The sequence below is a fragment of the Rhizobium sp. R711 genome (assembly GCF_002211365.1).
Lineage (GTDB): Bacteria > Pseudomonadota > Alphaproteobacteria > Rhizobiales > Rhizobiaceae > Rhizobium.
Map to the genome: position 1 here is coordinate 157,179 of NZ_LOKZ01000002.1, position 23,806 is coordinate 180,984.

Here is a 23,806-nt window from a genome sequence, read left to right on the forward strand (position 1 = left end):
CCCAGCTGTGCAAGTGCGAAGGGCGTCAAATCTTGTTCTTCAAGCGAACGCACCGTTTCACAGATGCACAGCAAGGCTAGGACATGATCAAACCACCGTCGACATTGATCGTCTGACCGGTGATGTAGGCCGCGTCATCGCTTGCCAGGAACGTAACCAGGCCCGCGACATCTTCCCCCGACCCGGCTCGCCTCATCGGAATGCCTTCCACCCATTCCTTCATCAACTCACCGGGGCCGTAATTTCCAAGAAGCTTTCCCCACGCCTGGTCATTGTAGGCCCACATGTCTGTCTCGATGATGCCGGGGCAGAAGGCATTGACGGTGATGTTCTCTGTCGCGACTTCCTTGGCGAGGCTTTGGGTGATGCCGACCACGCCCATCTTCGATGCGGCATAGTGGGGCGTGAAGATGAAGCCGTCGCGGGCCTGACCGGAGGCCGTGTTGATGATCCGTCCGCCGCGTCCGTGCTTGCGCATGCGCAGGATCGCTTCCTGCGCGCAGAGGAAGACGCCCTTGGTGTTGACCGCCAGGACCTTGTCCCATTCGGCTTCGGTCATGTCCTCGATGCGGGCGATGGTGATGACGCCCGCATTCTGGATGGAAACAGCAATGGCGTCGAAGGCCTCTTCGGCGGCGTCAAAGAGCGCCTTGACGCTTGCCTTGTCGGTGACGTCGCCAATGAAGGAAATTGCCTTTCCGCCATCGGCGTTGATCTGCTCGGCCACCGCGTGCACGCTGTCCTCGTTGGCGCAGACCACCAGATTGGCGCCTTCGCGAGCAAAGCGCCTGGCGATAGCCGCTCCAATGCCGCGACTTGCTCCGGTGATCACGACGGTCTTGTTTTCGAAACGTTGCATTGTTTCCTCCTTGTCACGTCTGTCGGGACTGGAATGCCGATCCACATGACGGATCTGATTGCTGCCGACTGGATTTCAAACGGCGGCAGAAATGATTCCGGCGAATTCTGAAGCCTTCAGCGACGCGCCTCCGACGAGGGCTCCGTCAACGTTGGGGACATCGAAGATCGCCGCAGCGTTCGATGCCTTCAGCGAGCCGCCGTCAAGGATTCTGACGCGCCTCCCATCGTCGCCCCTCGGCTCCTTGAGCACTTGGCGAACCGCGGCGTCGACCTCTTCGATCTGTTCGACTGTCGGAAGCGGTCCGGTGCCGATCGCCTCTCGATCGTCGTGCTCCTCTCGCGTCTCGCCGACGCAGATGATGCTCGTCAGGCCTGCCTTGTGCGCGGCCGCGGCCTTTGCGGCAACGGATGTATCCGCTTCACGATAGGCGGACCGCCGCTCGGAGTGTCCGATGATCACGAACCGCGCATCGATCTCGGCGAGCATCTCGGCCGGCACATCTCCGGTGTAGGCACCCGTGGACTGCGCACGGCAATCCTGTGCGCCGACGAAGATGACCGAATCCTTGGATGCGGCCACTGCCTTTTCGATCAGCGTGAAGGGCGGGCAGACGACGATATCGCACGTCGCCGTGCCCGTTAGTCCCTTCAGCGCCTCGGTCTCTGCCAGGGAGGAGGCGAGACCGTTCATCTTCCAATTTCCGGCGATCAGCTTGCGCATGACATCACCAGCAGCAAAAGCCGCCGTCGACGAGCAAGTCGACACCAGTCACGAAACTCGCGGCATCCGACAGCAGGAAAACAGCAGGGCCGACCATCTCATTGACGTTTGCCATGCGCTGCATCGGCGTCTGCTCTTCGAACAGCTTGGTCTGATGAACCATTTCCGGGCGAGTGTTCATCGGCGTCGCGGTGTAACCGGGAGAGATAGTATTCACACGGATGCCGCGGTCGACCCACTCCATGGCCATCGACTTCGACATATGGATCACGCCAGCCTTGGAGGCGTTGTAGTGCGCCTGCCTGAGGCCTCGGTTAACGATCACGCCCGACATGGAGGCGATATTGACGATGGCGCCGCGGCCGTTCTTCAGCATGGCACGCGCTTCCGCCTGGCAGGAGAGGAAAACGCCCTTCAGGTTGATGTCCATCAACGTCTGATACTGATCCTCTTCCATCTCCTCGGCCGGATTGGCGTTGGCGATGCCGGCGGCGTTCACGGCAAGCGTCAGAGCGCCGAGTTCGCTCTCGGTTTGCGCTACGGCATCGGCAAGCGAAGACTTGCTGGTGACATCGGCTGCGATCTGGATCGAACGGCGACCAGCGGCCTCGATGTGTTTTTCGGTGTTGGCAAGTCCGTCATCGGTACGACGGTCCAGGAGCGCGACGTCCGCGCCGCATTGTGCGAGACCGATCGCGATGCGCTGCCCAATTCCGCTACCGGCACCAGTGACGATGGCGACCTGGCCGCCGAGATCGAAAAGCTTCGGTGCGTTCAGAGTGATGTCGGACATCGCTCTCCTCCTTTTCATTGTTGCTTAGATTGTCGCCAGCTCCATGACGGAGACATCGTTCGCCTCGTCACGGCTGAGGATGCCTGCCTGGTTTCCTTGAGCCAGAACCATAATTCGATTTGACACTCCGAGGACCTCTTCGAGATCGGAGCTCACGACGATAACCGCCACCCCCTGCTTGGCGAGGTTGACGATGATCTCGTAGATGCCAGCCCTCGCGCCGACATCGATGCCTCGTGTCGGCTCGTCGAGCACGACAACCTTTGGATCGCGCATCAGCCACTTGGCGATGACAACCTTCTGCTGGTTACCACCCGAGAGGTCGGACGCCAGCTGATCTGCACGGCCTTTGACGCCGAACTTCGCCACTGCCTTCGCCGCGAAGGCGCGCTTCACTTTCGGCGAGATCCACTTGCCCCCGAGCTTGTCGAGGTTCGCGTAGATGATGTTCTCGCCGATGCGGTGGCCGACGACCAGCCCCTGATCCTTGCGGTCTTCCGGGACCATAACGATACCCTTGGCAATGGCATCGGCCGGGTTGCGGAGCTGAAGTTCCTGTCCGTCCAGCTTGACCGAGCCGACGCTTATCGGATCTGCACCGGAAATGGCGCGGACCAGCTCGGTGCGCCCGGCGCCCACAAGTCCGGCTATTCCAAGGATCTCCCCAGCCTTGACGTCGAACGTGACGTCACGGAACGAATTGGCTGGTGAAGTCAGTCCGCAAACCTCCAGCACGGGGCGGTCGCTCGGAACGGGCAGGGTTGGAAACATACGTTCAAGCGAACGTCCCACCATGCTTTCAACAACGGTGCGAACAGGCGTCGAGCTGTCCGCGAATTCCTGGACACGTTCACCGTCACGAAGGACGACGATGCGGTCGGTGATCTTCTTTATCTCTTCCATGCGGTGGGAAATGTAGATGATGCCGACCCCCTCTGACCGAAGCTTCCGGACCTGTTCGAACAGAGCCTCGGTTTCCGCTCCCCCGAGAGCCGCAGTCGGTTCGTCGAGGATAAGGAGCTTGGCGTTCAGTGCCAGTGCCTTTGCAATCTCGATGAGCTGCTGGTTGGCAGTCGAAAGACCCTCGACCTTCCGGGTCGCGGGGATGTGCAGGTTCAGGCGTGCGAGTTGTTCCTGCGCGCGCTGGACCATCTGCGCACGATCCACGGCGCCGTTCTTCACGGGCCAACGTCCGATGAAGACGTTCTCGGCAATTGAGAGCTGCGGCAGAAGCTGCAGTTCCTGATGGATCAGGACCACGCCCTTGTCTATAGCCTCTCTCGGAGTGGCCGGGGCATAAGGCTGCCCCAGCCATGTCATCGAGCCTTCGGAGGGTGTGCGCGACCCGGCGATGATGCCGGAGAGCGTTGACTTTCCTGCACCGTTTTCACCGAGAAGTGCGACCACTTCGCCCGGATAGACGTCCAAGCTGACATTCTTGACAACCTGGAGCGGTCCATACCGCTTCGATATGCCCCTCAGGGAGAGAACTGGTTCAGTCACGGCACACCTCCTCAAACATTGACGTTGTTACGGATGGTTGGCGATGAAGCCTGCTACGTTTTCCTTCGTCGTCAGCGTCGCGTCCATAAGCTGGACAGGCGGAACCTTCTCGCCGGCGACGAGCTTGGCAGCGTTCTCGACCGCATCACGGCCCATCTTCTGCGTCTGCTGCGTTGCCGTCACGTTGAACACGCCCTTGCTGAGCGCCTCGAGGGCGGCGGTGTCGCCGTCGAAGCCGCCAACGACGATTTTCTGTGACGGATTGGCGACCTTGATTGCCTGGGCGGCGCCGAGCGCAAGCGCGTCGGCCTGGGCGAAGACGATTGAGACATCCGGGTTCGCCTGCAGCATGTTCTGCATGATCTGGAAGCCTTCATCCTGGCTCCAGATGTTGGAGTACTGCTCGGCTACCACCTTCACGTCCGGATTCGCCTTCAGCGACTCGGCGCAACCCTTCGAGCGGTCGACTTCCGGAGTGGTGCCCTTCTGGCCGTGGATGATGACCATCTTGCCCTTGCCGCCTGCCTGCTTGAGGATGTAGTCGCAGACGTTCTTTGCAGAGGTAACCGAGTCCGTGGCGAGGAAGGTGTCGCCGGGAGCGCCATCGGCGTTGCGGTCGACGTTGACCACCGGAATTCCGGCGCTCTTGGCAAGCTTGACTGGAACGGTCGCGGCGGCTGCGCCGGCCGGAATGTAGATCAGGGCATCAATGTTCTGTGTGAGAAGGTCCTGGATCTGGTTGACCTGCGTTGGGCCGTCGCCCTTTGCATCGACGGTGACGACCTCGATGCCGCGCTTCTTGGCTTCGGCCTCGACGGACTGCTTGATCTGGTTGAAGAAGTTCGCCTGAAGATTGGCGACCGCGAGGCCGACCTTCTTCAGTTCCGCGGCATGGACCGGTCCAAGCGTGAGACCAAGCAGGGTTGCAGACGCGAGCATGGTGCGTGCAATTTTCATAGTCATTCCTCCGTTGTTAAGATGAAGCCCTCGGGTAAGTCCTCCCCCTCGGGGTATTGCTCCGCTCCGAGTCTCGGGAGCGGAATTTCGCGGGGCCCGCCAGACAGCAGGCCTGATCGTCAGGCGCGACGCCGACGAATGGTTTCAGCACCGACCGCAAGCACGATCACGATGCCGATGATGACTTGCTGCAGGAACGGCGAGACGTTGAGCAGATTGAGGCCGTTGCGCAGGACACCGATGATGAGAACGCCGATGAGCGTGCCGCCGATGCCGCCCGCACCGCCCGAGAGCGATGTGCCGCCAATGACGACGGCTGCGATCGTGTCCAGTTCGTAGCCGAAGCCACTGGAAGGCTGGACGGAGTCGAGACGGGCGGCGAGCACGATCCCGGCAAGGCCCGCGAGGACAGCGCTCGCAATGTAGACCCCGATGGTCACCAGATTGACGTTGATGCCAGCAAGTCGGGCCACTTCGGGGTTGCCGCCCACAGCGTAAAGCATTCGGCCTTCGGAGCGAAAGTGAAGGAAGAGCCAGGCGACCAGGACGACGGCGAGCATAAGGAAAACGGTTGCCGTCAGGACGCCGAAGTGGCGGTCGATTGCGAGCATCATGAACCAATCCGGGAAGCCGACGATCTGCTGCCCGTCAGTGATCATGTTCGCGACACCGCGAGCTGCGGACATCATTGCAAGTGTCGCAATGAATGCAGGCACTCTGAACTGCGTCACGAGAAGTCCGACGATCAATCCGGAAATGGCGGCGGCGATCAGGCCGAAGACGATGCCTGCTGCGAGTGGAAGGCCTGCGACGTTGGCCGTCCAGCCCATGACCATCATGGCAAGTGCGAGTACCGAGCCGACCGACAGGTCGATGCCACCGATCAGAATGACGAAGGTCATCCCGACCGCCATGATGCCGAGAACGGTGATCTGATCGAGAATGTTGAGACCGTTGCGAACCGAAAGAAAAGCGTCGGTGCTGAAGCTCAGGAAGATGCAAAGCGCGACGAGCCCCACGAGTGGCCCTGTGGCGCCCTTGAGCTTGCTGAGCCAATTACCGGACGAGAGTTTCTGTTCATTGACGTCGATCGCCACCATCATTCCTCCCAAGGCTAGGCTGGCAGCCAATAATCGTTCAGGCTAGAATATTTATTCACGCTTGCTGGAAAATTCATTAACAAGTTGCGATGCTAGTGTCAATAGGAATTGCCGCCTTCGAATTTCGCCCATCTTCGCCGCGAGGGCTTGACTAAAGGGGAACTTGTGCAAAAATATTGATAGATGAATAAATATGCATGAGAGAGGAACCATGGATATCAAGGAACTTGAGCGCCTGGCTCGCGAGATCCGATTGCGTGATCTTCAGGCAGTCTTCGAGGCGGGCGCTGGACACATCGGCGGCGAGATGTCGGTCATTGACATCCTGACGGCTCTCTACTTCCGCGTACTCAAGATCTGGCCCGATCAGCCGAAGAACCCGGAGCGCGACCGCTTCGTCCTTTCCAAGGGACACACAGCTTGCGCGCTCTATGTCACCCTGGCCAAGCGGGGCTTCATACCGGAGGAGGAAATCTCCACCTTCCTGCGGCCGCATTCTCGATTGAACGGGCATCCCAACTGCAACAAGGTTCCCGGCGTCGAAACGAACACCGGCCCGCTCGGACATGGTCTCCCTGTGTCGGTCGGGATGGCGAAAGCCGCCAAGCTCTCAGGAGCGAAGTACCATACCTACGTCGTCACCGGCGACGGGGAGATGCAGGAGGGTTCCAACTGGGAAGCTATCATGGCCGCCGCCCAGTTCAAGTTGGACAACCTCACCCTGATCATCGACCACAACAGGTTCCAGCAGGGTGCGTCTCTTTACGACACCAACGATCTTGCACCTCTCCGTCCCAAGCTCGAGGCTTTCAACTGGGAGGTGACCGAGATCAATGGGAACGCAATGAACGAGGTTGTGCCCGCTCTCGAACATCGCGGCTCACGGCCGCATTGCATCGTGGCCCACACCAACAAGGGGCATGGAATTTCGTTCATGCAGGACCGTGTCGACTGGCATCACAGGGTTCCGAGCAAGGAACAGTACGAAATCGCAATTGCAGAACTGTCGGAGGCACTGTGATGAACGCGCCAATAAATGCATCCAAGCTCTACGATTGCCGCGATGCATTCGCAGCGACCCTCGAGCGTCTCGCAGCTGGGAACGAGACCATCGTGGCGGTCTGCAACGACTCTGTCGGCTCTTCCAAGCTCGGCGGGTTCAAGTCTAAGTTCCCCGAGCGGCTCGTGAATGTCGGCATTGCCGAGCAGAACATGGTCGGCGTCGGCGCCGGTCTCGCCAATGGCGGCCGCCTCCCCTACGTCTGCGGCGCTTCTCCCTTCCTCACGGGACGGTCTCTCGAACAGATCAAGGCCGACATCTCCTACTCGAACGCGAACGTCAAGCTCGTCGGCATCTCGTCTGGCATGGCCTATGGAGAGCTGGGTCCCACCCACCACTCGATCGAGGACTTCGCCTGGACCCGCGTCCTGCCCAATCTTCCGGTGATTGCCCCATGCGACCGGATCGAGACTGCGGCGGCCGTCGAATGGGCGGCCACCTACAATGGCCCCTGCTTCCTGCGCCTGTCGCGCGTCGGCGTTCCCGATCTTCTTCCGGAAGGTCATAAGTTCGAGCTTGGCAAGGCCAATCTTCTGCGCGAAGGCACGGACGTGACGCTTGTCGCAAACGGCACCCTGACGCATCGAATCATGAAGGCCGCTGAAATCCTCGCCGAACGTGGCGTCAGCGCCAGGGTTCTGAATCTTGCGACGGTCCGCCCGATCGACGAGGCCGCGATCATCGCCGCCGCCAAGGAGACCGGCGCGATCGTCACGGCAGAGGAGCATTCGATCTTCGGCGGGCTCGGCTCCGCCGTTGCCGAAGTAGTCGTCGACAACGCACCCGTGCCAATGAAGCGGCTTGGCGTTCCGGGAATCTACGCGCCAACCGGATCGGCCGAGTTCCTGCTCGACGAATTCGGCATGGCGCCCCTCGCGATCGCCGACGCCGCACAGTCACTCATCTTGCGCAAGTGATGTAGCACATGATCGAGCCGGGGCGCGGATCTCGCTCCGACTCGCAATTTTGGGAGGATAAAATGCGGGCCATTCTGGCGATCGACCAAGGCACGACCAATTCCAAGGCCGTCCTCGTTTCTGAGGAGGGACATGTCGTCGCCAGGGGTTCGGCCTCTGTCGGCATCACCTATCCGAAGCCGGGCTGGGTCGAGCAGGAGCCTTGCCGTATCTACGCGTCAGTGTGCGAAGCAATCGAGGCGTGCCTCGCGGTGGCGCCGACGGCAGCCATCGAAGCCGTCGCGATTTCAAACCAGCGCGAATCGGTGACGATGTGGGATGCCGAAACGGGAGAACCACTCGGGCCAGTCGTAAGCTGGCAGTGCAGACGAACTGCGCCCGCTTGCGAACGCCTCATCGCCGAAGGCTACCAGAACCACGTGCAGGCGCTTACCGGTCTTCCACTCGATCCCATGTTTCCCGGGTCCAAGCTTCGCTGGCTCCTCGAGCGCGCACCGGCCGGCCGCCGTGTGCGGCTGGGGACGATCGACAGTTGGCTCGTCCATTGCCTGACTGGTGGGCGACGCCATGTCTGCGACGCTTCGAATGCGGCAAGAAGCCAGTTGTTCGACCTGCGAGACCAGACGTGGAGCAAGGAACTTGGTGAAGTCTTCGGTGTCGACATCGCATTGCTTCCAGAGGTGCTCGACAGTGCGGGCGGGTTCGGAGCAACGATTGGGCTGCCCGGCGTACCTGATGGCACCCCCATCAGGGCGGCGATCGGCGACAGCCACGCCGCGCTCTTCGGCCATGGCGCTTTTCAGCCTGGCGACGCAAAGGTGACGTTCGGAACCGGCTCGTCCGTGATGACGACGCTTCCCCATTTCATCGCTCCGCAAAACGGCATCACGACAACGCTCGCCTGGCGCATCGCCGGCAAGCCGACTTTCGCCTTCGAAGGCAACATCTTGGTTTCGGCTGCCAGCCTGCCTTGGATGGCCGGAATTCTAGGGCTACCCGACGTCGCCGCGCTCATCGATCTCGCCGCTACTGCTGAGCCTGGCGGGCCAGGATTCGTGCCCGCCTTCGTAGGATTGGGCGCTCCGTATTGGAGCTCCGACGCTCGCGCGCTGTTTTCCCAAATCAACTTCGGTACGACCCGCGCACAGATGGCCCGTTCCGTGACGGATTCGATAGCCTTCCAGGTTCACGATGTGATCACGGCGATGCGCGGCCAGAGCGGCGGTGAACTCGGTGCCCTCTATGTCGATGGTGGGCCCAGCCAGAACCTGTTCTTGATGCAATGCGTCTCGAACCTTGTCGAGCAGTCCGTCATCCAGTGCAAGGCCCCTGAGGCGTCGGCGTTGGGAGCCGCCTATCTGGCCGGCCTTTCGCTCGGGTTCTGGAGCGACCTCGAGGTTATCGAGCGGTTGCCCCGAAGCACCCAGATTATCACTCCGAAGCCGATTGATCGCCAGGCCCAACTCGATATCTGGAAGGACGCTATCGCCCGCTCGACAAGCGCGCCGAACACCGGCTAAAAGTGAATAAAAATTCACTCTGGGATTCACGATGACTCGCCTGAACGAACTCCGCCTCATCTCAAGAGTGGCCCAGATGTATCATATCGAGGGCCGACGCCAGGCGGAAATCGCCGAGCACCTGAGGCTGTCTCAGGCGACAGTCTCCCGGATGTTGAAGCGCGCCGAGGCCGAAGACATCGTCCGCACGAGCGTCATCCCTCCCGTGGGGACTTATAGCGAGCTCGAGGGCGCGCTTCGCGAGACATACGACCTACCGGAAGCCATCGTCGTCGAATGCACCGAAGATCGCGACGGAGCGATCATGGCCAGGATTGGCGAGGCGGCCGCTCATCTACTCGAAGTCACGATGGCGCCCGGTGAGATCATCGGCGTTTCGAGCTGGAGCCAGACCATCTTCAAGATGGTGGAAAACATTCATCCTCAAAAGAGTGCGCAGGCGAAGTATGTCGTTCAGACGCTCGGCGGCATGGGCGATCCCTCGGTGCAGACCCACGCAACGCAGCTCACCACACGACTGGCACGGTTAACGGGCGCTGAGCCGAAGCTTCTTCCGGTCCAGGGCGTCACCTCGTCGCGCGAGGCAAAACTTCTGATGCAGGCCGATCCGTTTGTTCGCGAGACAATGGACTTGTTCGGAAGCATTTCGCTGGCGATCGTCGGTATCGGCGCCGTTGAGCCGTCCGAGCTACTCGCGCGCTCGGGAAACATCTTTTCGTCGCGCGAACTCGCCGACCTTGCGGAAGCCGGTGCTGTGGGCGACATCTCGCTGCGCTTCTTCGACAAGGACGGTAAACCCGTCAAAACGCCATTGGACGAGCGCGTCATCGGCCTCCCGCTCGAAGAGCTTGAGCGTGTCGATAGAGTGATTGCCCTGGCAGGCGGCTCGAAAAAGACCGCCGCTATTGCCGGCGCACTTCGAGTGGGCGTGATTGACACGCTGGTGACGGACAAGTTCACCGCCCAGCGCCTGATCGACTAAGTCAAGTCAGAATGCTGCGGAAATCGCATGTCGCAGTCCCGCTGTGGCTTGAGGATAGACATCGCAGGAGACGAGGCTCGTCATCGCTGTCAGCCGTTGGTCACTGGCAGCTTGCGCCTGTTCCGGTACGTATACGTAGACCGAAGGCAGGCGCGCCCGTCCTGCACGAAAGTCGGGAACTTCTCTTGGATGGTCTCGATGAGCGACAATGTTCCAGAGAGATCCTTTCGCAGCGCGGCAACTTCTAAAATCTCGTCGTTCCCGCACAGCATCGACGATTGCGCTGTCTAGTGAAGCCGTAGTCCAGAGGCTCGAAGTTGAGTGGGCGTTTGGCCGAATATGCGCTTGAAGGTGCGCGTGAAGTGAGATGCGTTCTCGTAGCCGACATCAAGAGCGACTTCGATCAGGGACGCCTTTGATTGCAGAAGCAGGGCCTTTGCCCTTTCCATTCGCACGCGCGTGTAAGCCTTTGCAGGAGACATGCCCGCCTTTTCCAAAAACAATCGTTCGAGCTGACGCCGCGACAGGCGAACCGAAGCCGCAAGCTTGAGAATGGTCATGCCTCCCTCGACATGTTGCTCCATAAGGATCATCGCGGCCTTGACGCGATTGTCTTCGTACTCGTCGTGCAGCGGGCGCCGAGGCTGAATGTCGCCCGCAGACCGCGCCTTTTCGATTTGTAGAATTTCCAGCGCATGTCGTTCAGCCTCGCGGCTGATATAACGCCGGACAAGGACGGCTGCGACGTCGGCTGCACTACTGCCGCCGGCGCATGAGCCGCGTTGTCGGTCCAGGTTGAAAATTCTGTCCGATCGTACAGGAAGATTAGGAAAGCGCTCTCTAAACTCCTTGTAGTGGAGCCAGCTAACGCATGTCTCGTGGTTCCTCATCAGGCCAGCATCGGCAAGGATGAAGGTGCCGGTACATAGGCCGATCAAGGGTACCCTGGCGGCATCCGCGCGCTTCAGAAATGTGATCGTGTCCTGATCGACCGGGTTTTCCGCTGTGAGGAGACCTCCGACAACGACAATGCAGTCGAACCTCGTCGGATCTACGAAATCGGAGGTCGGCGCCACCTGGACCCCGCAGCTTGATGTAATCAGATGCCGCGTGCTTCCAAGCACTTGCCAGTCCGCCAGCACGCGTCCGGAACGATCATGTTCGTCGCTGGCAAGCCGCAGCGTATCCACGAAAAGCGCGAAGGCTGAAAGCGTAAAGGATCGAGCAAGCACAAATCCAACCTTTAGACGGCCGGCGGATTTGCCGACGGCGTTTCCTTGCCGATGGTCTTCTGGTTGCATCTCGATCTCCTTGATACGGGGCGGCGTTCGACCGACATTCACCTTAACTGAAAGCCATGTGCAAGCGGATCGCGATCATCGACGAAGATTGTATTGTGACCGACAAGGCGAGCCCAGCCGCCGATGCTTGGAAGGATGCCCTTATACATACCAATGGCAACATCCCCTTCAACCTTGCCCTGAAACACTGTCCCGATGAGACTCTCATGTCGATAAGAAGAGCCGGTGGCAAGCCGTCCCTTCGCGTGCAACTGCGCCATTCGCGCCGAGGTGCCGGTTCCGCCAGGTGACCGGTCTATCGCCTTGTCTCCGTAAAATACCGCGCATCGGCCATCCGACTGGTCATTGACCGGACGATCGCACCAGATCGCATGATGAACGCCGCGAATTCTCCCATCCTCCGGATGGATCGGGTCGCATATGTGAGCGAGGGTTTCTCTCAGCCCCCGGCTGAATCCGACGATCTCGGCTGTGGTCATACCGTCAAGTCCTGCCCAGTTCTCCTGTGGCTCGACGACGGCGTAGTAGTTGCCGCCATAGGAAATGTCGACAACCAGGCGCCCTATCCCAGGCACGTCGACGGCAACATCCGCTTCGTGCAGATAACTCGGCACATTATAGAGGCGCACCGAGTCCACATATCCATTCTTTTCCTCATAGGAGACGTCGACCCGTCCCGCCGGCGTTTCGATGGAAACTTGCCCCGGTGTGCGAGGCTTCACCAGCCCCTCCTCGATCGCGGCCGTCACGACACCGATCGTTCCAGCCCCACACATGGGCAGGCACCCGCTCACCTCGATGAATAGGACAGCGAAATCGCAGTCGTTGCGATAGGCGGGATATATGATCGCTCCTGACATGACGTCATGCCCACGGGGCTCGAACATCAAGGCCTTGCGCACCCAGTCGTGGTCGCGAACGAAAAGCTCGCGCCTTTCGCCCATCGGGACGTGTGGGAGCAGCGGGCCGCCGCCGGCAACGAGACGCACCGGATTTCCACATGTGTGGGCGTCGATGCAGAAGAAGGTGTTTCTCATATCTTCCCTCAGGTCGCTCGAGGTGGGTTGCGATCAAGAAGACCGCGGCTCAACCGGTCGAGCAGCAGCGCGACCGCCACGATCGCCAGTCCTGCGCGCAAACCCAGTCCCATTTCCATGCGGGTCAGGCCACGCGTCACCTCGGCGCCAAGACCACCTGCTCCAACCAGGCCCGCCAGAACGACCATGGCCAGCGAAAGGAGAATGCATTGGTTCAGGCCGACCAACAATGTCTGCTTGGCCAGCGGAATTTCGATCTTCCATAGCACCGAACGAGGATGGGCACCAATTGCACTGCCAAGCTCCACGAACTCGCGCGGCACCTGGTTGAATGCCAAGGTCGTCAGCCGCAACATCGGCGGTATGCCGTAGACGATCGTGGCAATGATCGCCGGTACCCGCCCAAGGCTGAAGATCATCACCGCGGGGATCAGGTAAACCCACGGCGGAACGGTTTGCATGACGTCGAGCACTGGCCGTACGACCGCTTCAAAGGTCTTGTAACGCGAACAGAGGACGCCAACGGGAAACGCGATGAGCACCGAGATCGAGACGGCGACTGTCACAAGTGCAACCGTCTGCATTGATGCCGTCCAGAATCCGACGATCAGGCAAAACCCCAGACAGAGACCTGCAAGGATTGCCGCTCGCAGGTTCACCGCGAGGAATGCCGCAACGACGACGGTACCGATCAGAACAACAGGCGGCACGAACAGCAGCGTGGCCTCGAGTGCCGACAGGACTGCCTCCACCAAATAGCTGATCGCGGCGAACAGCGGATGCAGGTTGGTGTTCAGCCAGTCAACCGCCGGAGCGAGGAAAGCGCCTGGCGAAAACTGCAAGACCGATGGGTTCATGACTGCCTCCCTGTTCCAAGCCGAGCCGCGCTCTGTGTGATGCGGTCGAGTACCATCGTCAGCACGACGATTGCGATCGCGCCATTGATGGATGTCGCGATGTCGAGTGTGCGGATTGCGCCATAGATCGTCTCTCCAAGGCCGCCCGAGCCGACGATGCCGGCGATCACGACCATGCCGAACGCCATCATCAGGCTCTGGTTGATCCCAGCCATGATGCTGGGAAGGGCAAACGGCAGGCGGATTTTAAAGAACATCTGGCCCGGCCGCATTCCGCTTGCCTCACCAAGTTCGATGAACTCCCGGGGCGTCAGACGGATTCCAAGCGAGGTCAGCCGGATGGCCGGCGGCATGGCAACGACGATGGTGGCGATAAGGGCTGTCGCTGGACCATAACCCAGCAAGGCGATCGCAGGCAGCAGATAGATGTATGGCGGAAGCGTCTGGATCAGGTCCAGGACCGGTTCCATGAAGCGGTCGAAAGCCGTGAAGAAACCTGCTGCGATCCCGACAGGGATACCAATCGCGAGTGCGAGCACCGTTGCCGTCAAGACCAGGGCCAGAGTGCTCATCGTTTCTGGCCAGAGCCCCATGGAAAAGCACAATAGCAGCGCAACGCCGCTCAGAATAGCGAACCAGGCGTTCACCAACCGCCAGCCCACCAGCGCAAACACGATTGCGACGACATAAAACGGCGGAAGCTGCAGCAGCCAGAGGATTCCACCGTAGAGTCCCTCGAGAACCCATCTGACGGAATCGAAAAGGGATTCTCCGTTCTCGCTGACCCACTCAAGCGCGGCGTCTGTCCATTCGTCGAAGGTGTCAGTGAAGCTTGAAACGTCCATGTCACTCAGCTCCCGTTCAGCGGTCAGGCGACCGCGCGATCGTTGTTGGAGGTACCCTTGACGCCCATGAGGAGGCTGCGCGGTGTGACCACGCCAACGACCTCGTTGTTGTCGACGACGGCAATGGCGTCGCGGTCTGTCTGCATGGTCAGCGTAATCAACTCGTCGATGTCGGCATCCAAAGTGGTCCGCAGCAGCGACGAGACGTCGGAGTGTGGCTCGCTGCGTTGAAACTCGCTGACGCTGTGCATCACGGAATGCGCCTTGATCAGATGCAGCCGCGATATGCCCGCCACAAACTCGGCGACATAGTCGTCCGCTGGATTGAGGATGATCTCCTCGGCAGTCCCTGTCTGGATGATGACGCCATCTTTCATGATGGCGATGCGGTCACCGATGCGGATCGCCTCGTCGAGATCGTGGGTGATGAAGACGGCGGACTTGCCAAGCGACTTCGTGAGCTGGCGAAATTCGTCCTGAAGCTGTCGGCGAATCAGCGGATCGAGTGCGCTGAAAGGCTCGTCCATCAGGATGATTTCCGGATCGGAGGCAAGCGCGCGGGCAAGGCCGACACGCTGCTGCATGCCGCCGGACAATTCCTTCGGGTATCGGTCAACCCAATCTGCCAGGCCCACCGTTTCCAAGGCGGCCTTGGCGGTCTTATTCCGCTCGAGCTTGGGAATGCCCTGAACTTCCAGGCCGAAGGCCGCGTTTTCGAGCACTGTACGATGCGGAAGCAGCGCAACGCTTTGGAACACCATGCCGATGTTCTTGGCACGCATCTGCCGCAGTTCGACCGGCGAGAGCGCGGCAATGTCCCTGCCTTTGACAAGCACCTTTCCGGAGCTTGGGGTAATCAGCTTGTTCAGCAGCCGGATCAGCGTCGACTTTCCACTGCCCGACAGGCCCATGATACAGAAGATCTCGCCACGCCGTACCTGCAGGCTGGCGTTCGAGACGCCGACGACGCAGTTGAACTCCTTCAGCACGTCCTTCTTGCCCAGTCCACGCTCGGTAATCGATCTCATGGCGGCGGCGGACTTGTCCCCGAAAACCTTCCAGAGGGATTGGCAATCAATCAGGACTTCATTGGTATCGGCGTTTGCGGCTTTCATAGCGATCCCCTTGAGCCAATTGGCGCTGGCTTCTCTCATTGGGCTTCAAGGGCCGTCCGACCGGGTCGGACGGCCCTGCACGGGTTAGTTCTTCTTGATGTTTTCCCAACGCTTGATCAGGTCGGCATGCGCTGCGACCCAGCCCTGGACAGCCTGATCCATCGTCTTGCCGTCCTTGACCTCGCCGTTGATGGCGGTGATGTCGGCGATCGGAACGTAGACGCTGGCCATGACTTCACGGGCGTGCGGGTTTTCTTCGGAGAAGCCCTTCTTGCCGATCCAGTAGTAGCTCTGCGGCGGCGGGAAGACGCCCTTCGGATCCTTGAGGTATTTCACCTCGTATTTCTGGACCATCCACGAAGGCTCCCAGATCGTGACGGCGATCCACTCCTTGCGGTCATAGGCAGATTTGAGGGCCGCCGTCATCGCAGCCGTGCTGCCTTCGACCAGCTGCAGCTTGATATCGTAGTCCTTGACGGCGTTGGCGGAGTCACGCATCAGGCCGGCGCCCGGCTCGATGCCGATGATCTTGCCGCCGAACTTGTCGGCGTTTTCATTGAGCTGTTCCAAAGAGTCGATTGGCACGTATTTCGGAACCGCGATCCCTTGATAGAGGCCGTGCGAAACAGGCGAGATCTTTTCCAGACGGTTCTTGTTCTTGTTCCAGTAGTCCTGGGCGACATAGTCCGTTTGCGAGGTGAGAACCTGTATGTCGCCCTTGGCAAGAGCGGCATAGGCAATGCCCCATTCGGAAAACTCGGTCACCTTGACGGTATAGCCGGCGTCTTCAAGAACCTTCTTGGTGATTCCGGTGATGGGCGTCAGATCTTCCCATGACATCGTGCCCATGTTGATCGTCTTTTCTTCCGCGCGAGCCGGAAGGATGCTGATCCCGACCATCGCGGCGGCGCAGAGCGCTTTCCACAAAGTCTTCATTGTTCTTACTCCTAGTTTTCGTTCCCATTCTCGTTGAAGACTTGCGGTGGGCTCAGTCTTCACATTGCGCGGCAAGGGGTCATCCCTCGCGGCCTGCACGCAATTCCTGCAACTTGATCACCGAATTGATCCCCAGCCACGCAAGCGGCTCGGGCGGCAGTCTCGTGGGCGCCGGATGATCCATGTATTTGTCGAGTAGTTCTGAGCCCGTTTCGGTCGCAAGCTCGGCTGCGAGCACACCGGCAAGCGTGCTCTTCACGGTTCCAAGGCCATTTTCGCAGCACGCCGAAAACAGGCCTTCGTCGATTTCGCCGAAGGCCGGCACGTGATTGCGACTGAGGCACAGGCGGCCGGCCCAACTGTGCTGGAACGGCAACTCCGCCAATTTCGGAAAACGCGCATCAAGCGACCGACGATGGGCGGCCGCGAGCTTGGCCAGGCGTTTGTCGGTGACAGCGATCGTCCTGTCGTAGGTGTATTTTGTGCGAAGGACGATACGTGAAAGCCCGTTCGAGGTGATCTTGCGAACCGTTGCGCCCATGGCATCAGCCGGCAGCAACGCCCACCTGTCCTGCCCAGATACGGCATGCGCGATATCATCCGCCGGAAAAGGAGCCGTCATCGACGCATAGGCAAATATATGGATCAGCCGACCCCGAAAATGGCCGAAGTCCTCGATGTGCCCGTTGACCCCCAAGATGACCTTCGGCGCGGTAACCGAGCCCCGTGTCGATTTGGCTGTCCAGGTCCCGCCCTCACGCCGCAGTTCCGTGACAGGCGAGCGCTCGACGATCGTCACGGTCTGCCCAACGCCAGCCGCAAAGCCACGGACATAGTCCGCAGGCTGGATCATGACCGCACCGGGGGTGTACAAACCGCCGAGGTAGTAGTCGGAGCCTGTCAGCTCGCGCATTTGCGATCGGTCGAGGAACACATGTTTTTCGCCGATGCGCCGAAGCGACTCGCCGTAACTGACGTTCAGCTTCATTCCCCGGGCCGTTGCCGCGGCATTGATTTTGCCTGACGGGTCGAATGTCTCCCTGGACATCCCATATTCGTCCGCAGCGCTTTTTGCGAAATCGATCGCAAAGCGGTTTTGTGCAATCTCAAGGGCGGTTGCCGTCTCACTCGCGCCTGAATACTCGCCCGCTGAAAGATTGTGCGGCACATCGATCATGTAGCCGGAATTTCGGCCAGCCGTGCTTTTGGCTACCTCTCCCGCTTCCATGACGACGATCTTGTCGCTCGGCCGGATCTGTGAGAGCCGTCGGGCCGCGGACAACCCCGCAAACCCCGCTCCGACGATGAGCCAGTCGGCTGCCACACTGCCTTCGAGTGTCCGCAGGGGCGCGATACGGTTGCTGATCGCCTCCCAGCCGGAGACACCGGATTCAGCGGGCAGCCGTCTGACGACAGTCTTCGTCATCGGATCGTCTCGTCGACCGAGCGATCGGAAACGTCGATCCAGATCGTCTTCAGTTCGCAGTAGTTATCGTGGGCGAAGATGGACTTGTCTCGACCGCCGAAACCGGACTCCTTGTAGCCGCCGAACGGTGTCGTTGCGTCGCCTTCTCCGAAGCAGTTGACGGTGACCAATCCAGCCCGGATGTCACGCGACAGCCGGATCGCGTTCTTCAGGCTGCCGGTATAGACCGACGCGGTCAGGCCATAATTGGTGTCATTGGCAAGTGCGACGGCTTCGGCAATGGTGTTGAACGTCGTCACCGACAGGATCGGCCCGAAGATCTCTTCCTTGAACAGCCGGCTTGCGGCCGTAACGCCCTCGACCACCGTCGGCTCGACGAAGATGCCGCCACGCGTTTGGCCGCCATGCGCGATCGTCAGCTTCTCGCTTTTGATGTCGTCGAGGAAGGATGTGACCTTCTCGTAGTGGTTTTTGCTGACCAGCGCACCGACGCGGTTTTCCGGATCGAGCGGATCGCCCGTCTTCCACTCGCGCATATAGGCCCCAATGCGCTTCAACAGCTCGTCCTTAACCTTGGCGTGGACGATCAGTCGCGAACTGGCTGAGCAGTTTTCGCCCATGTTCCAGAAGGCACCATTGACCACCTGTTCGGCGACGAGATCCAGGTCCTCGGCGTCTTCCAGCACCACGGCCGGGTTCTTGCCGCCGCATTCGAGTACGACCTTCTTGAGGTTGGAATCGGCGGAATAGTGCAGGAAGCGGCGCCCGGTCGGCGTCGAGCCGGTGAAGGCCACCATATCGACGTCCATGTGCAAGCCGAGCGGTTCACCGACCTCCCGGCCGCTGCCGGTGACGACGTTGAGGATACCGGCCGGAATGCCAGCTTCATGAGCAAGTTCGGCGACGCGCAGCGTCGTCAGCGTCGTCTCCTGCGCAGGCTTGACGATGACCGAGCAACCGGCCGCCAGCGCCGGCCCAATCTTCCAGGCGAGCATCAGCAGGGGGAAGTTCCAAGGCAACACGCAGCCGACGACACCGATCGGCTCGCGTACGACCATCGCCAGCGCATTGGGGCCGACCGGATTGGTATTGTCATAGAGCTTGTCGATTGCCTCGGCATGCCAACGAATGGTGTGAATAGTGTCGGGTACGTCGACCGTCTGGCACTCGCGAACCGGCTTGCCGCTGTCGAGGCTTTCCATGACCGCGAGCTCATGGCGATTTTTTTCAAGCAGCTTTGCGAACTTGATGAGCGTCTCCTTGCGCTCGCCGGGCGATAGCTGACGCCAGCGGCCATCCTCGAACGCCTCTCTTGCCTTGAGGACTGCGTAGTCGACATCGCTTGAGTCACAGGCCGCGACCTCGGCCAGATGTTCGCCGGTCGCGGGATTGGTGGTCTTGAACGTCTTGCCGGAATTGGCCGGACGGAAGGCTCCATCAACGAAAGCATTCGTCGGGAACTGAAGACCGGCGGCGATCGCTTTGTATTCGGCTAAGGTCAAGGGTTCATGCATGACGATTGGCTCCCGACGTGATCTGGCCGACCGTGCGCTTCAGAGTGGCAACGACGGTCTGGAGTGTTCGTTTTTCTTCGCAGTTGAGTGGGCGAAGCGGCGCGCGCACCGGGCCGGCCTCAAGGCCGATGATCTCGCAGCCGTGTTTGATCGACTGGACGAACTTGCCGCATTCGAGGAAGTCCATCAGTGGCAACATTGCGGTCATGATCGCGCGCCCCTTGTCGAAATTCCTCTCGACCACACAGGCTTCATAGAGAGCGACATGCTCCCGCGGCAGGAAATTCGAGCCGGCGCAAACCCAGCTTCTTGCGCCCCATGCGAAGAATTCGAGCGCTTGGTCATCCCAGCCACAGGAAAGGGCGATATGCGGAAATTTCCTGGCGAGCAGATGAAGGTTGCCCATGTCGCCGGAGCTTTCCTTGATGGCGACGACATTCTTCGACTTGCCGACGCGCGAGAAATATTCCTCGCCCATCATCACACCCATGCGGGCGGGGTAGTTGTAGAGCATGATCGGCAGGTTGGCCGCACGATCGACGGTCAGCGCGTGAACGGCGTTTTCCCGCTCCGTCGGAAGCGCATAGGGAGGCGTGGATACGAGGATCGCATCGGCGCCGATCTCCTTGGCGGCCTTCGCGTATTCGACCGAATCCTCCGTCCGTGTGGCGCCCGTTCCGATGATGAGAGGCAAGCGGCTCCCGATAACGTCCTTCGCGTAGGAAGCGAGGTCAAAACGTTCCTGGCTTGTCTGCGCGTAGTACTCGCCCGTCGACCCGCCAACGATAATCCCGTGGACCCCGGCCTCGATCAGCGTTTCCAGCACGGCAGAAAAGCCCTTCCGGTCGATCTGTCCGCTTTGATCGAGCGGCGTGATGGCCGGGGTGTAGATCCCCTCGAATTTCACTGTGATTTCTCCAATGTTCTGAGAGCCGGACCGCCGATCGAGACGTCCGCCTTAAGTCCCTGCGGCGCGATGAACATCTCCATGTTCTCGCGGGACAATTCCCAATGTTCAAAGACGAGATCGACGACGGCATCCTCGTCGTGCGCCGCCAGCGCTTCGATGAAGGCGTCGTGGTGTTCGACCGCCTGCTGAAGCCGGCGCTTCATGTCCTCGTTTTTCGGCCGGAAGAAGGTGTGACCGATCCGGGCATGGTCGATGAGCAGGCGACCAAGGCTTGGCTGCAAATAGACGTTTGCCGACATCTCGCCGAAGATCTCGTGGAAGCGGTTGTTCTCAAGGACCATGTCCAAGGCGTCGCGGTTTTCGCTGGCCCTGCGGAAGCGTTCCTGCGTCTGCTTCAAATCCGCAAGTTGTGATGATTTGAAGTTCTGGACCGCCAATCGACCAATGGCCGCATAGATCATCGGCGCGACCAGAAAGAAGTTTCGCAGCGTGGCGTGGTTCATCGGAATGACGCGTGCGCCGCGGTTTTCGCGAATATCGACATAACCTTCGCCTGCCAGCCGACGAAAGATGTCCCGCACCGGTGTTCGAGAAAGGCCATAGCGCTCGCTCAGACTGGCTTCGTCGAGATCGGCGTCGGGGTCGAGCTCCATCGTCAGAATTTCACGTTTCAGGTCTTCGTACAGGTTGGCCTTGACGGTCTTCGCCATGCGTTACTCCACGCCGTTGGTTGCGCCATGGCAGAAACATGGCACGCATCTAATATGCTGTCAATAAATTGTGTACTTTGCGTACACAACAAAAGTTCTGACGGAATACAATTTTGGATGAAGCTGAGTTAACGGCCTGAAATAGCTAGCGATTCCGTCGCGACGGTTTCGCTTCGCGTCACCGCGGATCAAGGCTGGATGAAAGGAACCGGAGGCGAACTCGGCATTGGACAAGCTGCGGAGTCCGGGATCAGGCGCCACGCAGCTATGGCCGTGGGCACATCCAATCCGAAAGAGATGGAAGTTTGGGTGGCAAGGATTGGCGAACCCCGCGCATTCCAGAGCAAAACCTAGGCTGATGACGCCCGATATCGTGTGCGTCACTTTTCCGGAGGTTTATGGCGAGCCCTGCTCACTCGGCCCCTGCGCGCCATTCGCGATATGCAAGGTGCAGCTTCGCGCCGATCGTTGCAAACGGCTGTGGTGGCCATGGTGTCGGCGCAGCCAGTCGTGCGTAGACCCGGCCAAGCTCGGTGTCGTATCCAAGAGCCAGTTCGGCAGCCGCGATCCCGGATGCTGTCGAGTTCGAGGCTCCAAGGCCGTTGCAGCCGCATGCGGCAAATACGTTGCGTTCGATTTCGCCGAAGGCTGGGACATGGTTGCGTGTAATGGCCATGGCGCCCGCCCAGCGATATTGCATCTTCACCCCACACAAGTCGGGGAAGCGGTGGCCGAACTTCGCGTCATGCAGGCGTCCGGCGCGCCTTATCGCCGCGTCATTCACCGCAATGCCCGGATTGTAGCTGTAACGTGAGCGCACCAGAATCCGGTCGCCGCTCCCGGTGTTGATGCGACGAACGGTCGTTCCCATGGGCAGGGCGGGTGTTGCCGCCCACTTTCGTTGTCCGCCAAGGCGGGAGGGATCGAATTCCTCGGTAAGCGAGGCATAAGTGAAGATATGGAGCAGACGTTCGCGGAAGAAACCGAAGCTCTCCGCATGCCCGTTGTTCGCCAGAATGATCTTTTCCGCCTGCACGGATCCCTGTGGTGTCTTGACGAGCCAGCCGCTCTCGTGGCGTTCAAACGAAAGTGCAGGTGTTCGCTCGAAAAGCCTGATCGGGTCGTTTAGGCCGTCGGCAACCGCGCGAATGTAGGCGGCCGGCTGTATGATGACCGTGCCGGGTGTGAAGAGACCGCAGGTGTAAGCGAGCGATCCGGTCACGGTGCCGATCTCCCTGGCGCTCAGCAACCGATGATCCTCGCCCATCCTTGAAAGCTGCTCGGCGTAATTTGCAAGGTGCCTGTCGCCTTCAGGGCTTATCGCAACGCTGTAGCGCCCGCAGCGGTCGAAAATGTCTCTGCTTAACCCGTATTCCTCTGCCATCTCCGCGGCCAAGGCAATCGCCGAGCGCTGGATCAGCACCGACTGTTTGAACTTGTTTTCGGTTTCTCCGCTGAAATCGTCGGAGGAAACCTCGTGCGGAAGGTCGATGATGAAGCCCGAATTCGCGCCTGCAGGTCCTTCGCTGACAACCCCTGCTTCCAGGATTGCAACGCCGGCAGAAGGATCCAGGCGCGAAATGCGCCGGGCTGCCGAAAGACCGGCAAAACCGCCGCCGATGATGACGATGTCCGCGATAACCGATCCCGTCAGCGCCGGGCGTGGCGTGCGCGGTGGAAGGGTCGCCACCCAGCCCGAAACACCAGCACTTTTCGGAAGCTTCGACGCGACAAAGACGTCTTTGGAACCGGAGAGCATGTCATATCGCCTCCCGCTCGATGAGCGTATCGAGGGACTGCCGGACCGCCGGGATCCAATCGGCAGAAAGGCCGCGCAAGGGCTTTCGTGGGGATCCGGCGCCGTAGCCGGTCAGTTGGGAAGCAGCGTAAACGGTTTGTACGTAGTCACCCTTTGAAATGAGGGCCATCGCCGGCTCAAGCAGCTTCCACAGTTCGCGAACCTCGACCCAATTGCCCTTCGCGGCGGCGGCCACGATTGAAAGGCATGTTTTCGGCGCGAAATTCGCTCCTCCCCAGATCAGGCCGTGGCAGCCGGCATAGAGCGCGTATGGGACAAGGCTGTCAGCGCCATTCATGACGAACTTGCCGGTGCGAACAAGCTCCGCCTGTTTGCCAAGGTCGCCGCCACTGTCCTTGACGGCGCAAAAGCCGGGAATTTCGCTGAGCTTGATCAAGAGCTCAGGCGTAATCGCGACGCCGACCGCGTGCGGTACGTTGTAGCCGATCACTGGAAGGCCGGCCTTGGCGACCTCGGCGTAGAAATCGAGGATACCGCGATCATCGGTCGGTCCTTCGAAGAACGGCGGAAGAACCATCACCGCTTCCGCGCCGGCATCGCGGGCGCGCGCTGTGCGCTCGACAACATCCTCGACGAGAAGGGCGGAAGTTTGGGCGAGGACCTTGGCGCGACCATTCGCGATGCGCGCGCCCCGCTTGATCAGCGCTTCGGATTCTTCCTTGGAAAGATAGACGTGCATACCCGTTCCGGAACTCAATAGAAAGCTGCGGACACCTGCTGCGAGATATCGCTCAATGTTATGTTCGAGCCTGCTATAGTCGATGCGTCCCGCGTCGTCGAACGGCGTGGCGATCGCAAGATTAAGGCCTGGAAACTGGAAGTCTGGCATTCGGTGGGTCCTCCCGCGTTAAGTATCGGAAGCTCAAGCCTATGGCCTTGAGCTGCGTGTAGGCATAGATTCGGCGCCAGCATCGAACGTGGA

At 60.1% G+C, this 23,806-nt stretch carries 22 protein-coding genes; 4 read left to right on the forward strand and 18 right to left on the reverse strand.

From position 1 onward, the window contains the following. Positions 1-76: 76 nt before the first annotated feature. From ATY80_RS06390 to ATY80_RS06415, 6 genes are all read right to left on the reverse strand, one after another. On the reverse strand, positions 77-859 hold the full coding sequence (locus tag ATY80_RS06390; protein ID WP_088691637.1) for a glucose 1-dehydrogenase: 783 nt from the start codon (positions 857-859) through the stop codon (positions 77-79). A 75-nt stretch (positions 860-934) separates the two neighbouring features. Beyond that, positions 935-1,582 carry a triose-phosphate isomerase gene (locus ATY80_RS06395; protein ID WP_088691638.1) on the reverse strand — a complete coding sequence of 216 codons (648 nt, stop codon included), beginning with the start codon at positions 1,580-1,582 and terminating at the stop codon, positions 935-937. 4 nt (positions 1,583-1,586) lie between these two features. Further along, entirely contained in the window at positions 1,587-2,375 is a 789-nt protein-coding gene (locus tag ATY80_RS06400; RefSeq protein WP_088691639.1) for an SDR family oxidoreductase, read from the reverse strand. Between the two features lie 24 nt (positions 2,376-2,399). Then, entirely contained in the window at positions 2,400-3,878 is a 1,479-nt protein-coding gene (locus tag ATY80_RS06405; RefSeq protein ID WP_088691640.1) for a sugar ABC transporter ATP-binding protein, read from the reverse strand. A gap of 27 nt (positions 3,879-3,905) precedes the next feature. After that, positions 3,906-4,835, reverse strand: a complete 930-nt coding sequence (locus ATY80_RS06410) for a sugar ABC transporter substrate-binding protein (protein WP_088691641.1) — start codon at positions 4,833-4,835, stop codon at positions 3,906-3,908. Between the two features lie 119 nt (positions 4,836-4,954). Beyond that, positions 4,955-5,935, reverse strand: a complete 981-nt coding sequence (locus tag ATY80_RS06415) for an ABC transporter permease (protein WP_088691642.1) — start codon at positions 5,933-5,935, stop codon at positions 4,955-4,957. A gap of 211 nt (positions 5,936-6,146) precedes the next feature. Here ATY80_RS06415 and ATY80_RS06420 point away from each other — a divergent pair, with 211 nt between their 5' ends. From ATY80_RS06420 to ATY80_RS06435, 4 genes are all read left to right on the forward strand, one after another. Then, positions 6,147-6,956, forward strand: a complete 810-nt coding sequence (locus ATY80_RS06420; RefSeq protein ID WP_088691643.1) for a transketolase — start codon at positions 6,147-6,149, stop codon at positions 6,954-6,956. Next, positions 6,956-7,912, forward strand: coding sequence for a transketolase family protein (locus ATY80_RS06425; protein ID WP_088691644.1), 957 nt, complete (start codon positions 6,956-6,958; stop codon positions 7,910-7,912). Before ATY80_RS06420 ends, ATY80_RS06425 begins: the two co-directional genes overlap by 1 nt. 62 nt (positions 7,913-7,974) lie before the next feature. Then, a complete protein-coding gene (locus tag ATY80_RS06430) occupies positions 7,975-9,432 on the forward strand; it encodes an FGGY-family carbohydrate kinase (RefSeq protein WP_088691645.1) in 1,458 nt (485 codons plus the stop codon). A gap of 31 nt (positions 9,433-9,463) precedes the next feature. Next, positions 9,464-10,414 (forward strand): sugar-binding transcriptional regulator, encoded by a 951-nt coding sequence (locus ATY80_RS06435; RefSeq protein WP_088691646.1) that lies wholly within the window; start codon positions 9,464-9,466, stop codon positions 10,412-10,414. Between the two features lie 287 nt (positions 10,415-10,701). Here ATY80_RS06435 and ATY80_RS06445 read toward each other — a convergent pair whose 3' ends face one another. The 12 genes from ATY80_RS06445 to ATY80_RS06500 all read right to left on the reverse strand — a co-directional run bounded on the left by ATY80_RS06445 (position 10,702) and on the right by ATY80_RS06500 (position 23,713). Beyond that, complete coding sequence (locus ATY80_RS06445; RefSeq protein ID WP_088691648.1) at positions 10,702-11,715, reverse strand: GlxA family transcriptional regulator; 1,014 nt, start codon at positions 11,713-11,715, stop codon at positions 10,702-10,704. 38 nt (positions 11,716-11,753) lie between these two features. After that, positions 11,754-12,752 (reverse strand): 4-hydroxyproline epimerase, encoded by a 999-nt coding sequence (locus ATY80_RS06450; RefSeq protein WP_088691649.1) that lies wholly within the window; start codon positions 12,750-12,752, stop codon positions 11,754-11,756. Positions 12,753-12,760: 8 nt separating this feature from the next. Beyond that, entirely contained in the window at positions 12,761-13,609 is an 849-nt protein-coding gene (locus ATY80_RS06455; protein ID WP_088691650.1) for an ABC transporter permease subunit, read from the reverse strand. Continuing rightward, positions 13,606-14,454: a proline/glycine betaine ABC transporter permease gene (locus ATY80_RS06460; protein WP_088691651.1), complete on the reverse strand. Its 849-nt coding sequence runs from the start codon at positions 14,452-14,454 to the stop codon at positions 13,606-13,608. The genes ATY80_RS06455 and ATY80_RS06460 overlap by 4 nt, the downstream gene beginning before the upstream one ends. 23 nt (positions 14,455-14,477) lie before the next feature. Next, positions 14,478-15,608, reverse strand: a complete 1,131-nt coding sequence (locus ATY80_RS06465) for a glycine betaine/L-proline ABC transporter ATP-binding protein (RefSeq protein WP_088691652.1) — start codon at positions 15,606-15,608, stop codon at positions 14,478-14,480. A gap of 45 nt (positions 15,609-15,653) precedes the next feature. Further along, entirely contained in the window at positions 15,654-16,505 is an 852-nt protein-coding gene (locus ATY80_RS06470; RefSeq protein WP_088691653.1) for a glycine betaine ABC transporter substrate-binding protein, read from the reverse strand. A 79-nt stretch (positions 16,506-16,584) separates the two neighbouring features. Further along, positions 16,585-17,931, reverse strand: a complete 1,347-nt coding sequence (locus ATY80_RS06475) for an FAD-binding oxidoreductase (protein ID WP_088691654.1) — start codon at positions 17,929-17,931, stop codon at positions 16,585-16,587. Then, positions 17,928-19,445 carry an aldehyde dehydrogenase gene (locus tag ATY80_RS06480; protein ID WP_088691655.1) on the reverse strand — a complete coding sequence of 506 codons (1,518 nt, stop codon included), beginning with the start codon at positions 19,443-19,445 and terminating at the stop codon, positions 17,928-17,930. Before ATY80_RS06480 ends, ATY80_RS06475 begins: the two co-directional genes overlap by 4 nt. Beyond that, complete coding sequence (locus ATY80_RS06485; RefSeq protein WP_088691656.1) at positions 19,438-20,352, reverse strand: dihydrodipicolinate synthase family protein; 915 nt, start codon at positions 20,350-20,352, stop codon at positions 19,438-19,440. Before ATY80_RS06485 ends, ATY80_RS06480 begins: the two co-directional genes overlap by 8 nt. After that, positions 20,349-21,065: a GntR family transcriptional regulator gene (locus ATY80_RS06490; RefSeq protein WP_088691657.1), complete on the reverse strand. Its 717-nt coding sequence runs from the start codon at positions 21,063-21,065 to the stop codon at positions 20,349-20,351. The genes ATY80_RS06485 and ATY80_RS06490 overlap by 4 nt, the downstream gene beginning before the upstream one ends. 412 nt (positions 21,066-21,477) lie before the next feature. Further along, on the reverse strand, positions 21,478-22,824 hold the full coding sequence (locus tag ATY80_RS06495) for an FAD-binding oxidoreductase (RefSeq protein WP_088691658.1): 1,347 nt from the start codon (positions 22,822-22,824) through the stop codon (positions 21,478-21,480). A gap of 1 nt (position 22,825) precedes the next feature. Continuing rightward, complete coding sequence (locus tag ATY80_RS06500) at positions 22,826-23,713, reverse strand: dihydrodipicolinate synthase family protein (protein ID WP_088691659.1); 888 nt, start codon at positions 23,711-23,713, stop codon at positions 22,826-22,828. Between the last annotated feature and the right edge of the window lie 93 nt (positions 23,714-23,806).

Bases quoted from the DNA above. Each gene is read 5' to 3' on its own strand.
- ATY80_RS06430 (WP_088691645.1), top strand. From the start codon at position 7,975: ATGCGGGCCATTCTGGCGATCGACCAAGGCACGACCAATTCCAAGGCC.
- ATY80_RS06420 (WP_088691643.1), top strand. From the start codon at position 6,147: ATGGATATCAAGGAACTTGAGCGCCTGGCTCGCGAGATCCGATTGCGT.
- ATY80_RS06445 (WP_088691648.1), bottom strand. From the start codon at position 11,715: ATGCAACCAGAAGACCATCGGCAAGGAAACGCCGTCGGCAAATCCGCC.
- ATY80_RS06425 (WP_088691644.1), top strand. From the start codon at position 6,956: ATGAACGCGCCAATAAATGCATCCAAGCTCTACGATTGCCGCGATGCA.
- ATY80_RS06495 (WP_088691658.1), bottom strand. From the start codon at position 22,824: ATGCTCTCCGGTTCCAAAGACGTCTTTGTCGCGTCGAAGCTTCCGAAA.
- ATY80_RS06455 (WP_088691650.1), bottom strand. From the start codon at position 13,609: ATGAACCCATCGGTCTTGCAGTTTTCGCCAGGCGCTTTCCTCGCTCCG.
- ATY80_RS06395 (WP_088691638.1), bottom strand. From the start codon at position 1,582: ATGCGCAAGCTGATCGCCGGAAATTGGAAGATGAACGGTCTCGCCTCC.
- ATY80_RS06450 (WP_088691649.1), bottom strand. From the start codon at position 12,752: ATGAGAAACACCTTCTTCTGCATCGACGCCCACACATGTGGAAATCCG.
- ATY80_RS06410 (WP_088691641.1), bottom strand. From the start codon at position 4,835: ATGAAAATTGCACGCACCATGCTCGCGTCTGCAACCCTGCTTGGTCTC.
- ATY80_RS06475 (WP_088691654.1), bottom strand. From the start codon at position 17,931: ATGACGAAGACTGTCGTCAGACGGCTGCCCGCTGAATCCGGTGTCTCC.
- ATY80_RS06470 (WP_088691653.1), bottom strand. From the start codon at position 16,505: ATGAAGACTTTGTGGAAAGCGCTCTGCGCCGCCGCGATGGTCGGGATC.
- ATY80_RS06465 (WP_088691652.1), bottom strand. From the start codon at position 15,608: ATGAGAGAAGCCAGCGCCAATTGGCTCAAGGGGATCGCTATGAAAGCC.
- ATY80_RS06390 (WP_088691637.1), bottom strand. From the start codon at position 859: ATGCAACGTTTCGAAAACAAGACCGTCGTGATCACCGGAGCAAGTCGC.
- ATY80_RS06460 (WP_088691651.1), bottom strand. From the start codon at position 14,454: ATGGACGTTTCAAGCTTCACTGACACCTTCGACGAATGGACAGACGCC.
- ATY80_RS06500 (WP_088691659.1), bottom strand. From the start codon at position 23,713: ATGCCAGACTTCCAGTTTCCAGGCCTTAATCTTGCGATCGCCACGCCG.
- ATY80_RS06415 (WP_088691642.1), bottom strand. From the start codon at position 5,935: ATGGTGGCGATCGACGTCAATGAACAGAAACTCTCGTCCGGTAATTGG.
- ATY80_RS06490 (WP_088691657.1), bottom strand. From the start codon at position 21,065: ATGGCGAAGACCGTCAAGGCCAACCTGTACGAAGACCTGAAACGTGAA.
- ATY80_RS06480 (WP_088691655.1), bottom strand. From the start codon at position 19,445: ATGCATGAACCCTTGACCTTAGCCGAATACAAAGCGATCGCCGCCGGT.
- ATY80_RS06400 (WP_088691639.1), bottom strand. From the start codon at position 2,375: ATGTCCGACATCACTCTGAACGCACCGAAGCTTTTCGATCTCGGCGGC.
- ATY80_RS06435 (WP_088691646.1), top strand. From the start codon at position 9,464: ATGACTCGCCTGAACGAACTCCGCCTCATCTCAAGAGTGGCCCAGATG.